The sequence below is a fragment of the Micromonospora gifhornensis genome, from assembly GCF_016863515.1.
GTDB lineage: Bacteria > Actinomycetota > Actinomycetes > Mycobacteriales > Micromonosporaceae > Micromonospora > Micromonospora gifhornensis.
Window position 1 is genome coordinate 69,964 of the sequence record NZ_BOPA01000036.1, and the last position, 13,265, is coordinate 83,228.

At 71.1% G+C, this 13,265-nt stretch carries 10 protein-coding genes; 3 read left to right on the forward strand and 7 right to left on the reverse strand.

Features of this window, described 5'->3' with window-relative positions; translation table 11 throughout:
* Nucleotides 1-14 precede the first annotated feature (14 nt).
* Together Vgi01_RS23920 and Vgi01_RS23925 are read left to right on the forward strand one after the other, a co-directional pair.
* Entirely contained in the window at nucleotides 15-599 is a 585-nt protein-coding gene (locus tag Vgi01_RS23920; RefSeq protein ID WP_204292497.1) for a type VII secretion system-associated protein, read from the forward strand.
* A 186-nt stretch (nucleotides 600-785) separates the two neighbouring features.
* A complete protein-coding gene (locus Vgi01_RS23925; protein WP_204292498.1) occupies nucleotides 786-1,283 on the forward strand; it encodes a hypothetical protein in 498 nt (165 codons plus the stop codon).
* Between the two features lie 12 nt (nucleotides 1,284-1,295).
* Here Vgi01_RS23925 and Vgi01_RS23930 read toward each other — a convergent pair whose 3' ends face one another.
* From Vgi01_RS23930 to Vgi01_RS23945, 4 genes are read right to left on the reverse strand one after another with little or no spacing between them, the layout of a single operon-like run.
* Nucleotides 1,296-2,927 carry a ricin-type beta-trefoil lectin domain protein gene (locus tag Vgi01_RS23930; RefSeq protein ID WP_204292499.1) on the reverse strand — a complete coding sequence of 544 codons (1,632 nt, stop codon included), beginning with the start codon at nucleotides 2,925-2,927 and terminating at the stop codon, nucleotides 1,296-1,298.
* Between the two features lie 29 nt (nucleotides 2,928-2,956).
* Nucleotides 2,957-4,315: a S8 family serine peptidase gene (locus Vgi01_RS23935; protein WP_204292500.1), complete on the reverse strand. Its 1,359-nt coding sequence runs from the start codon at nucleotides 4,313-4,315 to the stop codon at nucleotides 2,957-2,959.
* A gap of 11 nt (nucleotides 4,316-4,326) precedes the next feature.
* Nucleotides 4,327-5,406 (reverse strand): hypothetical protein, encoded by a 1,080-nt coding sequence (locus Vgi01_RS23940; RefSeq protein ID WP_204292501.1) that lies wholly within the window; start codon nucleotides 5,404-5,406, stop codon nucleotides 4,327-4,329.
* Nucleotides 5,407-5,416: 10 nt separating this feature from the next.
* Nucleotides 5,417-6,040, reverse strand: a complete 624-nt coding sequence (locus tag Vgi01_RS23945) for a response regulator transcription factor (protein WP_204292503.1) — start codon at nucleotides 6,038-6,040, stop codon at nucleotides 5,417-5,419.
* A gap of 376 nt (nucleotides 6,041-6,416) precedes the next feature.
* Between Vgi01_RS23945 and Vgi01_RS23950 the strand changes: the two genes are divergently transcribed.
* Nucleotides 6,417-9,143 (forward strand): ATP-binding protein, encoded by a 2,727-nt coding sequence (locus Vgi01_RS23950; protein WP_204292506.1) that lies wholly within the window; start codon nucleotides 6,417-6,419, stop codon nucleotides 9,141-9,143.
* A gap of 19 nt (nucleotides 9,144-9,162) precedes the next feature.
* On the opposite strand, the gene Vgi01_RS30845 is transcribed toward Vgi01_RS23950, so the two are convergent.
* The 3 genes from Vgi01_RS30845 to Vgi01_RS23960 form a co-directional block, all read right to left on the reverse strand.
* Entirely contained in the window at nucleotides 9,163-9,549 is a 387-nt protein-coding gene (locus Vgi01_RS30845; RefSeq protein WP_239089129.1) for a GMC family oxidoreductase, read from the reverse strand.
* Between the two features lie 247 nt (nucleotides 9,550-9,796).
* Complete coding sequence (locus Vgi01_RS30850) at nucleotides 9,797-10,432, reverse strand: FAD-dependent oxidoreductase (protein ID WP_239089130.1); 636 nt, start codon at nucleotides 10,430-10,432, stop codon at nucleotides 9,797-9,799.
* Between the two features lie 40 nt (nucleotides 10,433-10,472).
* Nucleotides 10,473-13,238: an ATP-binding protein gene (locus Vgi01_RS23960; RefSeq protein WP_204292508.1), complete on the reverse strand. Its 2,766-nt coding sequence runs from the start codon at nucleotides 13,236-13,238 to the stop codon at nucleotides 10,473-10,475.
* Between the last annotated feature and the right edge of the window lie 27 nt (nucleotides 13,239-13,265).

The window sequence follows — 13,265 nt, forward strand, 5'->3', positions numbered from 1 at the left end:
CAGGAAGGACCGCGATGAAGGGCCAGACTCAGGTCCCGGAAGAGATCAGGCAACGAGCTCGCCAGGTGCCCGGCACATGGATCTATGCGATCGACCCACGGTTCGACGCCGACGGCGCCGTCCCGCCCTATGCCATTGCCGGTGCCTGGGAAGTGGACGAGCACGGCGCGGTCGTCGGCTTCCAGGGCAACCCGCACTTCCGGCCGCCAGCCGAGCCGACCGACCCGGTGGATTTGGCGATGCAGACCGCAGCCACCGGACGCGGCTCCGGCGCAGACCTCTTCGACACGCTGATTGTCAGCACTGTGTACCTCCCGGTGGGTCTGGACGGTGAGCTGGTCGCCTACCAGGACGCCAACGGCGAGTATGTGGCCGTCTTCACCGACCCTCGGCAGGCCACGGCAACGGTTGCCCAGCTGCTGCCGGTCGAGTTCGCCGATCTGGTGCGGCAGCTGCCGCCCAACACCGCGCTGTGGCTCAACCCGAACACCGATGTCTCGCTGGTTGCGTCCAGCAGTGACCTGCTGGCGGCCATGGAGGCGCGCGCCGATCCTGCCGCGGACGGTGATGTCCCCGCGATACCAGGCAAGGGTGCCTGACCATGGACTCCGCACCGGGGTTGGGAAGCGCTGCTCGCAGACGGCTATCGCACGCCGGCCGTACAGCAGAGGTTCTCGCCGTTCTTCGACGAGGTTCGACCAGGTGAACCAGGGCCCGCACGGCGCCCCTGGTGGAAGCCGGGCACGAGCAGCAACGTATAGCCCGACCACCGAGAGGCAGGTGCGGTGACCGAGATTGGCCTCACCATCGAGACGGCGGGCGAGGCGCTGGTCCTGCGCTCCGGCGGCGACAGCCGTGTGTCGGCGCGAATCACGGCCGAGGCGCTGCTCGGCCATCCGGGACGCACCGCGGTGCTGAGCACCCCGGAGGTCACCAGGCGCGCCGATCTCTTCGACTGGCTTCCCGCCGTCCTGACCGAGCACCTGGGCGGCAGCGCGGGAGGTGTCACGCTCGTCGCGCTCGGCGACTACGCAGCGACGGCATCGGTGGTCGATCGCGCGCAGGAGCTGGCCGACTGGATCGGTCAGAATGTCGTCGTGCCGGTGCCCGCGCTGGGCACAGAGAGCCCTCAGTCGGCGACATGGGTTCTCTGCGAGCCGGGCCGGCCGGCCCGGGACCTGCCAGATGTCCCAGCCGGCGCGGTCTGGCGGACCCCGGCCGGGCACACCCTGGTGCTTGCCACCGGTTTCACCGAGGACGGCCGCCCCGCCCCGGCCCGCTGACCGGGCCGGGGCTCACCCCCGCCAGCTCCACTTCTGGTTGTCGGTGCCCCAGCACTCCCACAGTTGCAACCTGACGCCGTCGCCGGTGCCGTGGTCTTTCACGTCGACGCACCTGCCCGCGTTCACCAGGTCGTGCGCCTTGTTGAGGATGAACCGCTGGTTGGCGCTGCCGGTGCAGGTTTCCAGCGTGATCGGCGCGCCGTTGCGGACGGAGCCGGACACCGTCATGCAACGCTTGAAGGCGCGAATCGTACCGTCGTTGTAGACGGTCCAGGCCTGGATGGGGCCGCCGCCGTCGCAGGTCCAGATCTGCAGTTGCGGTCTGCTCAGATAGGCCCCGTCGGTGACGTCGATGCACCGGCCGCTGCCATGCCCGATGATCTGCTTGGCCGCGCCCACCGGCCGTGGCTCCGGAGCACGTGGTGCGGTGGTGACAGGCTGCGGGGACCTGCTCGGGGTGGTGGACGGGCGTGCCGGTGCGGCGACCTGCGGCGGGTCAATCCGCGACGGCGTGGCAGACGTGCCGCCAGCGGTGGGTCGGCCGGCCGACTGCGTCACCGCCGTGGGCGCGTCAGGCGACTTGCCACCCGGTGACTTGCCACCGCCGAACCGGGGGTCGGCCTCATAGCTCTGGGCGTACCGGTGGACCAGCGCGACGAACCCGCGCAGCGCCGTCGAGTCCGGCATCTTCCCGGCCCGTTGCACCGCGTCCGGCCCCCAACGGAACGCAGCCAGTGCCAAGTCGTACGCCTCAGCGCCGGGCCGGGCCTGCTGCGTCACGAACGTGCACATGACCACGCCCAGGGCGTTGATGGCGGGCAGAGGTTCCCAGGGGGACGCGGCACGGGCAGCGGGGGCGTACCGTTCCCAGACCACTGGTGCGAACTGCGCGATGCCCTGACCACCGTCGGTGCCGGACAGATTCGGGTTGAACGCCGAGGCCGCCATGAGGTGGCCGGCGATCCGCGCGGGGGTGACCTGGCCGCAGCGGCGGCCTGCGGCCAGGATGGCCGGGACGTATTCGTCGGGCACCGGTACGGGCGGGGTGTCCGCGCCGGGTTCGGTCCCGCCGATCGCACCGGAGAGCGTCGGCCGCAGCGGGGCCAGGTCCGGCTGGTGGGAGTACCACTGCGCGTACTCCGACACCAGTTCCACATATCCGACCGCCGCGTCGGGAATACCGCCGGCAGATTGCACCGCTTCGAGCCCGACTTCGTACGCCGCCAACGCGAACTCCCACCGGCCGTCGCCGATGCCCGCTCGGCGGAGCTGTCCGGACAGGTCGCACATGTGCCGGGCCAACGCGGTGACGCCCGCCTCCGGGTCGGTGCGGCTGGTGGAGACAGACGGCCGCCAGGTCGCCCAGACCTGGTCGGACAGGGCGGCGACGCCGCGCGGAGCCTGCGGGTTGACCTGGGAAGCGACCTCCAGTTGGGCCGCGAGCCGGGCCGGCGTCAGGATCGGGCAGGACAGTGCGGCGGTGGAGATCGTCGTGACCAGGCTGGCCGGCACGCCCGTCCCGCGCCGGCCCTGCTCTCCGGACGCCGGCCCGGTCACCACCGCGACCAGGACCGCCGCGGCCGTCGCCACCAGGAGCGTGACGGCTGCCGCCGCGACGCGTGGCAGGTACCTGCTGATCGGCATGGCAGCCGTCCTTCCCAAGGAACTCGGTTTCACGTGCGGTTGCGCAGCCGGCGGCGGATCAGGAACACCGACCCGGCGAGCGCGGCGGTGACGACACCTGCGGTCGCTGACAGCGCGAGCCGCCCGGTCCCGCCGGTCTTCGCCGCCGGTCGCGTCGGCTGTTCGCCGGGGACGACGGCACCCACCGCGGCATCCGGGTCGATCGTTCCCCAACCACGATCGCGATCGGGTACGCCCGCCGAGGCGCCGTCCGCGGTGACCTTGATGCGGTGTGTCACCGCCGCCGCGTCGAGGTCGGGGTAGGCGGCGCGGACCAGCGCAGCCGTGCCGGCGACGAACGCGACGGCGTACTCCGAACCGCTCCTGGAGCGCGGCTCGGCACCGGCGGGCGTCAGGACCATCACGTCGATGCCTGGTGCCGTCACGTCCACGGCCTCCGGTTGGTATTCGGCCACCCGCTGCCCTTCCGGTCCGGCACCGCCCACCCGGAGCAGACCATCGGTCAGCGTGGTCGCACCAGCGCCGGCATTCGCTGCCGGCACGACCACGACGACGTCATGAGCCGTGGCCGCGCGGGCTGCGGCTGCCACCAGGGTGTTCGACGGGTCGGCGAAGGCACCGAGTGCGATGACCCGGGCGCCGGCGGTCACCGCGATCTCGATGGCGATGGCGACCTGGGCGGGGTCGGCCTGCGGCACGTCCCCGGCCACCCGCAGGGGAAGGATGGTTGCCGCGGGCGCGATTCCCGGCGTGCCTCCGGCGCCGGCGATGATGCCGGCCATGCCGGTGCCGGAGCCGAGGCGGTCGAGGTTGCCGGGGGCCGTCCCCGATGTGACGTCGGCGCCGAGCGCGACCCGTCCCCGCAGTTGCGGCGATGCGGCGTCCACACCGGAGTCGACGACCGCGACCATGACGCCTTCGCCCTGCGTCCTCGCCCACGCCTCGGCGGTGGTGATCCGCTCACCCGCCCAGTCGGAGCGGGGCCTGGGCGCTGGCAGCGGTGAGACGCAGCCCGGACCACCCCCGGTGGGTGGACACGATCCGGCCGATCCCGCGGGCAGGGGGCCCATTCGCACACCGTCACCGGCGGCGTCCCAGGGCAGGACGAGCAGCCACTGCGCCCGTAGTCGCCGGGTGTCCAACAGCGCGAGCCCGTCGCGCTGCCGTCGTCCCGCATTGAGCCGGTAGATCTCCTCCGCCCGGGCTGGTTCGCCGAGCAGCCGCTCGGCGATCCGTGCCAGTCCGTCCGGGGACTGGTCGGCGGCCGTCACCTCGTAGTACTTCACCTGGTCGTCAGCCGCTGTCGCCGGGGCCGTGCCGGCCAGCAGGCCAAGGAGGAGAGTGAGAAAGGTGAGGTAGATGGCACGGACCGTACGCCTGGTCGTCACCGCGGACCCTTTCATGTCGTGACCGATCTGACCCGGTTGACCGTCACCGACCAGCGGGCACGGATCACCTCGCCGACCAGCATCGGTACCGCCCGGTGCCGGGTCCGAGTCGCCAGGCTGCGGGCCATGGCCAGTTGTGCGCCCCGCAGGCCTCCGCAGACGACCACGACCGGGCCGGGAAGCTGGTCGACGACCGTGTTGGCTGCTGGGAAGTCCGGCACCGGGGTGGTGCCGGCGGGTGCCTCGCCGGCCAGCACGTCGCCGACCACGACCACCGTGACGCCGGCCCGGTTCAGTTGATCGATCAGGTCGATCGCCAGCGACCGGGCCGGCACCGCCCGCCCGGTGATCGTAAGGATGTCCGGCACGGCGGCCAGGTCCAGCATCAGTCGTCGGCCGGCCAGGTGACCGAGCACGACCGGAAGTTGTGCCTGCGGCGCGGCGTCGTGCTCCAGCCATGCGTACTGCCTCGCTCCCGCGTCGTGGTCCGCGCCGAGCAGGCGGACGCCGAGACGGTGTCCTGGCTCCCCCGTCATCGGCTCAAGGTCCGTGATGAGCTGGATCGACCCGGACGGCGGCTCCCCCGCCGTCGCCGGCACGGACGCCATCGGTGGTGTCGACGCCGGGGTGACCCGGCGGGCGCGGCGCAGCAGGCCGAGCACGAGCACCGCGACGGACACGCCGACGGCCGGCAGCAGGTAGGTGAGAACGCCGCCACCGGTGGAGGTCTTCGGCCGACTGCGTTGCGGTACTGGTGGGACGCCGGTGCGTACCCCTGGCCCTTGGGCGTCCGGCGGGAGTTCCAGGATCCAACCGGGCCGCAGAGGGGTGAGCGCGTCGGTGAGCCGTCCGCCGTCCGGCTGGAGCCGGTCCCGGTTGAGATCCAGGATCTCCAGGTAACGGTTGCCATCGGCAAGCGTCAGCATAGCTATCTGGTACAGGTACTCACGCTGCCCGTCCCGGGGCTCCCCCACCACCCAGTACCGCACCGGTGCCGGGCTGGCCGGGGCCGCCGATGCGGGCAGTACCGGCTGACCCTGCCCGAACAGTAGGGCGGCGCACAGCACGACCAGGATCCGCACCAGTTTCATGTGCGGACTCTCAGATCAGACCGGCGCGCACCGCGTACGCGACCGCATGTGACCGGCTACGGAGCTGGTACCGGTCCATCACCCCGTAGATGATCGTCTTCACTGTCCGTACGGAGTACCGAATCTCCTCGGCGATCTCGGTGGTGTCCAATCCGTCGGCCATCAGCCGCAGCACCTCGATCTCGCGCGAGGTCAGCCCGGCGAGGGTTAGACCGTTGGGCAGCAGTACCTCCCGCTGTAGCCGCCGGAAGTGCTCGAGCAGGCTACCGATGAGGTGCGGCGGCATGATCCCACCGCCAGCCTCGGCGGCCTGAACGCTCTGGACAAGGCGTTCCGGGTTGACCGAACCACGGGGAAGGATGGCAACCACCCCGCACTCGACCGCCATGATCAGTTGCAGATCGTCGATGTCGGGAATAACGAGCACCACGGGCCGCGGCGCGGTCGCGGCCGTCAAGCGAAGCATCCTGATAGTCGCGGCGGTGAGCCGCTCGGCCGCCACGACGGCGACGTCGAACAAGTCCGGGTCATCCGCCTCCACCACTGTGATGTCGGGATGCATAGCCAGGTAGCTGGACAGCCCGACGGTCAGCAGCGGGTCGGTCGCCTGCACCAGAACACGCGTCTCCGCCACGACCAGCAACCTCCAACGGGAAGATGGGTTCCGCTCCTGTAAAGACGCGCGTTCGCGGCCAAGGTTCAAGCGGCACATGGCGGCGCTGACTGGACCGGCACGGTGATGACAACTAGCCGACTTATCGGCCCATGTCACGTTGACACCGGCCGAAATGCCAAGTGCAATATACTGTAATCGGGTTGACTACTGCTAGCTCGCTCGTCGCTACGAACCGGGATCCAACACGCGCATCCTCAAGCGATCGTCGATGACATGCCGGCTTCCCGACAGGCATTGACCTCGCACGACCGCTGGGCCTCAGCCGCGCACCACGCGCGGCTGCAGCTGCCGGGTCATCCGGCGGCAGCACCCGACCTGACCGGAGGTCTCCACCTTGGAACTGTTCGGACGAGAGGCAGAGCTGGCGCGGATCACCCATTTCCTCGAGTCGGTACGCGACGGCGGCGATGTGCGGATGCTCCGCGGCGAGCCGGGTATCGGGAAGTCCGCACTCTCCAACGCCGCCGCGAATCTCGCGGCCGAGGCCGGCATGCGCGTCCTGCGGGCCTCCGGCTCGGAGTTCGAGGCTGACATCAGCTACTCGGTGCTCAACCAGCTCCTGCTGCCCCTCTACCGCGAGATCCAGCGGCAGCCGCCAGGGCTGCGTGACGCGCTGAACGTCGCGCTGGGTTTCGGTCCCGGCGCGCCACCAGCGGTGCTGCTGGTGTGCAACGCCGCCCTGTCGCTGCTGTCTGCCGTGGCGCGCAAGAAGCCTGTTCTCGTGCTCGTCGACGATGTGCAGTGGGTCGACCGGCCGAGCGCGGTCGTGCTCGGTTTCATTGCCCGACGGGTCCAGGGCAATCCGATCGGGGTCGTGGCTTCGTCGCGCACGGGCACGGAGAGCTTTTTCGACCGCCGTGGCCTCACCGAGATCGTCGTGCAGCCCCTCGAACGGGAGGCAGCGGCGCGATTCGTCGACGCGCGTTACCCGATGATGCCGCCGCAGGTCCGCCAGCGGCTACTCGACCTCGCGCAGGGCAACCCGCTCGCCCTCGTCGAGCTGCCCACCACCCTGACAGACACGGCCACACCCGGTTCCGACGTCGTCGCGCTCAACGATCGGTTGCAGGCGGTGTTCGCCGCGCGGGTCGGCGGACTGCCCGACGCCACCCGGCGACTACTGCTGCTGGCGACGTTCGAGGGCAGCGGCGAAATCCGGGTTCTGCGCGGGATAGCCGGTCTCGCCGACCTGGCCCCCGCCGAACGCGCCCAACTTGTCCAGGTCGACGACGCCACCGGCCGGCTCGTCTTCCGCCACCCACTGATCCAGTCGGCACTGGTCGCCATGTCCACCCATGCGGAAAGGCGCGAGGCCCACCTCGACATCGCCGCCGCGCTCCCCGGTGACTGGGAACGCCGCGCCTGGCACCTGGCCGCAGCGGCGGCCGACCCCGACGAATCGATCGCGGCCATGCTCGACGAGGCGGCCCGGCGTGTCATGCAGCGTGGTGACGTGCTCGGCGCGGTTTCGGCCCTGGTCCGTGCCGCAGAACTGAGCGCGTCCGCGGAGAGCCGCGCACGACGCCTCGCCGAGGCGGCCTACCTGGGCGCGGAGGGCGGCGGCGCGGGTGCCGACCTCAGTACGCTGCTGGCCAACGCGCATACGACGAACCTGGGCCCCTCCGGCGCACTGCACGCGGCCAACGCGGCGGCGCTGTTGATGATCAACGGCGACGGCGACGTGCAGACCGCCCACCGGCTGCTCGCCGGGGCGATCGAGACCGGACGGCACGGGTGGCGCGGCGACGACCCGGCGCTCGACGAGGCCCTGCACACGCTGCTCCTGCTCTCCTGGTATGCGGGCACCCCTGAGCACTGGGCCGTTTTTCACCGGGCCCTGGACCGGCTCACCCCCGGGCCGTCGGACATTCTCGCGGTGATGAGCAAGACCTTCCCCGACCCGGTACGCACCGGCGCCGCCGCGAAACCCGCACTCGACGCGCTGTTCGCCACCCTCACCGACGAGGACGACCTCACCCGGGTCCAGCGGATCGGCACCGCCTCGGTCTACGTCGACCGGCTCGCCGAGTTCCGGGACTCGGCCTGGCATCTGGTCCGGCAGGGCCGTGACGGCGCCGCACCCCGCCGTCAACTCGGTGCGCTCATGCACCTGTGCCTCGACGGCTATCTCACTGGCCGCTGGGACGAAGCCGATGAGCTGGCCAAAGAGGCCCAGAAGGTCTGCGGCGAGGCTGGCCTACCCTTCCTCACCTGGTATTTCCTCTTCAACCGCGCGAACATCGCGGCCGGCCGTGGCCTGACCAACGAGGCGTACGCGCTGGCCGACGAGATCACCCGCTGGGCACTGCCGAGGGGAGTCGCCGGAGCCGTGGCCATCGCGCACTATCCACGTACGCTCGCCGCCGCGGCCGACGGCGACTACCAGTCCGCCTATCTGCACGCCACCGCCATCAGCCCCGCCGGTGTACTGGCACCGTACGTGCCGATCGCCATGTGGGCGATGCTCGACCTCGTCGAAGCCGCGCTGCGTACCGGCCGGACGGCCGAGGCCCAGGCGCACGCCGAAGCGATCCGTACGGCGGACGTGGCCGCGATCTCACCCCGGATGGCGCTGATCCAGTGCGGCATCGACGCGCTCGTCGGGGACGACGAGGAGTCCGGTAACCGCCTCGAAGAGATGCTCCGCTCCCCCGCTGCCGAACGTTGGCTCTTCGAGGCGTCCCGCATCCGGCTGGCCTACGCCGAGAAGCTGCGCCGGGGCAAAGCCTTCGCCCGCGCCCGTGAGCATCTACTCAGCGCGCAGACCGGTTTCACCGCCATGGGTGCCGAGCCGTGGCTGGCCCGCACCGTGCAGGAGTTGCGGGCCACCGGTTACCGACCGGCCATCGCCGACGGGCCGGGCCTCGCCGCGCTGACCACTCAGGAGCTGGAGATCGCCCGGCTGGCCGCGAGCGGCCTGAGCAACAAGCAGATCGCCGAGCGGCTGTTCCTGTCCCATCGCACCGTCGGCGCCCACCTGTACCGGATCTTCCCGAAACTCGGCATCTCCTCCCGGGCCGGCCTGCGCGATGCGCTGTCCGCCCGTGGCCTGACGCCCTGACCGCAGCGCTGTGCGCCGCTCAGTGCGCCAGCCGCAGCGCGGCGGGAGAATGCACCGGGACGGCCGGCTGCCGAGGGGCGACCGGTTCGACCGGCAGGTACGCCTCGCCGACCGGGGGACGGGGATCAGGGTCTCCTGCGTTGGGCCAGAACGCGGCGGCCCGCTCGGCGAGCGCGGTGATCGTCAGGGCCGGGTTGACACCGAGGTTCGCCGGAATCACCGACGCGTCGAAGATGTGCAGACCTTCACAGCCGTACACCCTCTGGTAGGCGTCGACCACGCCGGTCGCCGGCGAGTCACCGATCGTCGCTCCACCGAGGATGTGCGCCGTGGTCGGCTTGTCGAAGATGTCGCCGACGGACCCGGCCGGCTGCCCCTGGATCTTCGCGGCGACGCGTCGGGCCACCTCGTGTCCGATCGGGATCCACCGGGGACCGGGGGCTCCTTCGTCGGGGCGGTGACGAGCCGGCCGCGCCGGGTCCGCCTGATCGTGAGCGAGTTGTCCAGCCGCTGCATCACCAGCAGCATCACCGTCCGGTCGCTCCAGCGCCGTTTGTGCATGCTGCGAAGCAGGGCCACCGGATGGCGCAGGGCGACGCCGATGAACTTCAGCAGCCGTGGTACCCGCCCACCGCCGTCGACCAGCAGCGTCGTCAGGAGACCACCGGCGTTGCTGGTCGGGCCGGCACGCCCGCGGCCAACACCACCTGGTCGCAGCGGAAGAGCTGCGATCCGGCGGACACCTCCCACCGCCGCCCACCGCCGGTCGGCCGTAGCGCGGTCACCTCCGTCTCCGGATGGACCGTCGCGCCGGCCTGCTCGGCCAGGTGCAGATAGTTGAGGTCCAGCCGGTTCTTCGCGCCGATCCGGCATCCGATCAGGCAGTCACCGCACTGCGTGCAGCCGCTCCGGTCCGGACCGGCTCCGCCGAAGTAGGGGTCCGGCACCCGGTGGCCTGGTGTAACGAAGAAGACCCCCACCGGGGCGCGTACGAAGCTGTCCCTGACCCCCATGTCCTCGGCGACGTCCCGGATCACCCGGTCCGTCGGCGTGATGCTCGGCTGCCGGACCACGCCCAGCATGCGCGACGCCTGCGCGTAGCAGGGCGCCAACTCCCGCTGCCAGTCGGTGATGCCCGACCACCGCCGATCCGCGAAGAACTCGGCCGGCGGCTCGTAGAGGGTGTTGGCGTAGATCAGTGACCCGCCGCCGACGCCGGCCGCCGAAACGACGATCACGTCCGGCAGCACGGTGACACGCTGCATCCCCCGCAGCCCGAGCGCCGGCACGCAGCGACGGTCACCCCGTTCACTCGCCGCAGCGGATCTCTCAGTTGCCGGTGCCGTCCTCGGGTGGTGTCTGTCGCCTGGAGAGGGCGTCCCGCAGCCCGGCCCGTGAGGCGATGCCGAGTTTGCGGAAGGTCCGGTGCAGGTGGGCACCGACGGTGCGATGGGACAGGAACAGCCGCTCGGCGATCTGCTTGTTGGACAGCCCGCCGGCAGCCAGGTGGGCTATCTCGCGTTCCTGGGCGGTCAGGGCGGCCGCCGTGCTCCGGGCGGCGGCGGGCCGGTGACCGGTGGCCCGCAGTTCGTCCACGGTACGGGTGAGCCACGGTTCGGCACCCATCGCGGCGAACCCGGTTCGCGCGTTGAGCAGGTGAACGCGGGCGGCCGGGAACGCCTTACGGCGGCGGAGCTTCTCGCCGAAGGCGAGACGAATGCGCGATGCGTCGACGAGCCAGCGTTCGGCGGCGGAGTCCGCCAGGGCTTCCTCCAGCCGTCCGTCGGCTTCCTCGTCGTCGGAGACCAGAGCGTCGACCCCGCGTTGAACGAGCGCCATCCGCGGCGAGAGCGCCGACACGTCGGCCGCACGCATGGCGTCGGCGTGTGCCCGTGCCTCGGCGGTGCGGCCGGTCCGCAGCGCCGCTTCGACCAGGTCGAACATGACGTAGGTCGCGGGCCCCACGTAGGGTGCCAGCAGGCCGGCGGGGCTGATCGCGCAGACGTGCCGGTAGGCCGCCTCGAAGTCGCCCTGGGCGGCAGCGGCCAGCGCACGCGGGTGGTGGGCGATGGTCGCGGTGACGCCGACGCCGCGCGGTCTGCCCCACAGGGTCAGCTCGTCGGCCAGTTTCACCGCCTCGCCGACGCGCCCTCGACCTGCCGCGAAGAGGGCCCGGCAGTACAGGAAGTTCCAGGTCAGGAACTTCAGACCACGGGTGGTGCAGAGGTCCTGTCCCTCCTCGGCCAGCTCCTCACCCTCGTCCCAGCGGCCGGCGAAATAGTCGTCCAGGCACAGGTGCATCAGCGCGCCGAGTTGCCGGCGGGGCGCGCCGCCCTCGCGGCCGTACCGGACCAACCGCCAGGAGAGGTTCCGCATCTCACCGAGTCGGTCGACGTACACCGCAGCCGATCCGACGCGCTGGATGCGAGTGAGGTCGTCCCCGTCGGTGAGGGTGGCGAGCAGGGCGTCGAGCGCGGGAAGGGCGGGGGCGGCGGTGCGTACCGGATCGGGGATGGTCCTGCTCATCACGGCCAGCACATCCGACGGGGCTGGTTCGAGTCGGTCCACCAGACGCAGGAAGGTCGCCCAGTCCTCCGGGGTGTACCGGTACCAGCAGAGGTTGAGCAGGTGGTGCATGGCTTCCTCGAGCGCCGGATCGTCGGCGCGCCAGGCGTGGTCGCCTGTCTCGATCGCGCCGGCGAGCAGCCCGAGCGCGGTGCGGACGTCACCGTCGTTCTCGAGCATCAGCAACACCGCCGCGGTGGCCGCCGGCAACGAAGCGACGGAGTCCGGGCTGGTCGCCCGCGCGGTGTCCAGCAGGGCACCGATGCCGTAACCGACGCCGCCGGCCTCTGCCCCGAGGTAGGCCGCCTGGACCAGCCGTCGGGCCCGTTCCGCGGTGGTGGCGCTCAGGTCCGCCGCCCGCACCAGGGCGGCGATCGCCCCCAGCGGGTCGCCGCGTTGCAGGATCTTGTGGGCCGCCCGGTCCAGCAACGTCGCCACGTTCTCGTCCGGTCCGGCCGTGGCCGCTGCCAGATGCCAGGCACGGCGCTCCTGGTCGGCGGCGAGGGCGTCGGCGAGGACCAGGTGGGCAAGGCGGCGTTCCTCGTGCGTCGCCGACGCCACGATCGCTGACTTCATCAACGGGTGGCGGAACACGAGACGGCCGTTCGCGTCCTCCACCCGCAGGATCTGCGCGCGTTCGGCGGGGGCGAGATCGGTGAGGTCGGAGATGCCACGAAGGAGACGGATGTCGCCGTGACCTTCGAACGTCGCGATCAGCAGCAGCCGTCGGGTCGCCTCGGGCAGGTCGGAGATCCGTGCGGAGAACAGCTGCTGTAGCCGTTCGCTCAGCGGCACTACCTCGTTCGGCTGCCAGTTGTTGGCCTCCGACTGCAGGAACGTGGCCGGCAGCTCGACAAGGGCGAGCGGGTTGCCGGCCGCGAGGTCGAGCACGCGCTGTCGCAGCCGAGCAGGCAGTTGCGGGAAGCGGGCCGCGACCAGCCGCTCGGATGCCTCCCTGCTGAGCGGGGGCACCTCGACCTCGGCGAGGCCCCGCCACTCGAGGAAGTTCTCCGTGGCGGTGCGGGTGGAGACCACGAGACCGATCGGGTGACGTTGGACGCGTCGGGCGATGAAACTCAACGCCACCGCACTGGGACGGTCGACCCACTGCACGTCGTCCACCATCAGCAGGATCGGCTTCTGTTGTGCGGCTGCTGCCAGCAGTGACAGGGCTGCGTTGCAGACCAGCAGGGCGGCGGGCGGCGAGCCGGGGCCGAAGCCGAGGGCGACCGTCAGCGGATCGCGCAGCCCCGCGGGAAGGTGGTGCAGCTCGTCGCGCAGCGGCAACAGCAGTTGGTTGAGCACCGAGTAGCTGATGTCCACCTCGAACTCCGCGCCGGTGGCACGCAACACCCGCAGACCCGCATCGTTCGCGAGGTCCACAGTGGCGTTGAAGAGTGCGGACTTGCCGACGCCGGGCTCACCCCGGACCAGCCGGGTGTCGCCCGTCGAGCGCACCGACTCGAGGAAGCGGCCGATGCGGGCGAGCTCCACTTCCCGTCCGTACAGATCGTCCAACAGGTCTTCCATGACACGCCCCGATCGAACGCCGCATCC

Coding starts and splice junctions, on each gene's coding strand:
- Vgi01_RS23920 (WP_204292497.1), top strand. CDS start 15: ATGAAGGGCCAGACTCAGGTCCCGGAAGAGATCAGGCAACGAGCTCGC.
- Vgi01_RS23930 (WP_204292499.1), bottom strand. CDS start 2,927: ATGCCGATCAGCAGGTACCTGCCACGCGTCGCGGCGGCAGCCGTCACG.
- Vgi01_RS23940 (WP_204292501.1), bottom strand. CDS start 5,406: ATGAAACTGGTGCGGATCCTGGTCGTGCTGTGCGCCGCCCTACTGTTC.
- Vgi01_RS23960 (WP_204292508.1), bottom strand. CDS start 13,238: ATGGAAGACCTGTTGGACGATCTGTACGGACGGGAAGTGGAGCTCGCC.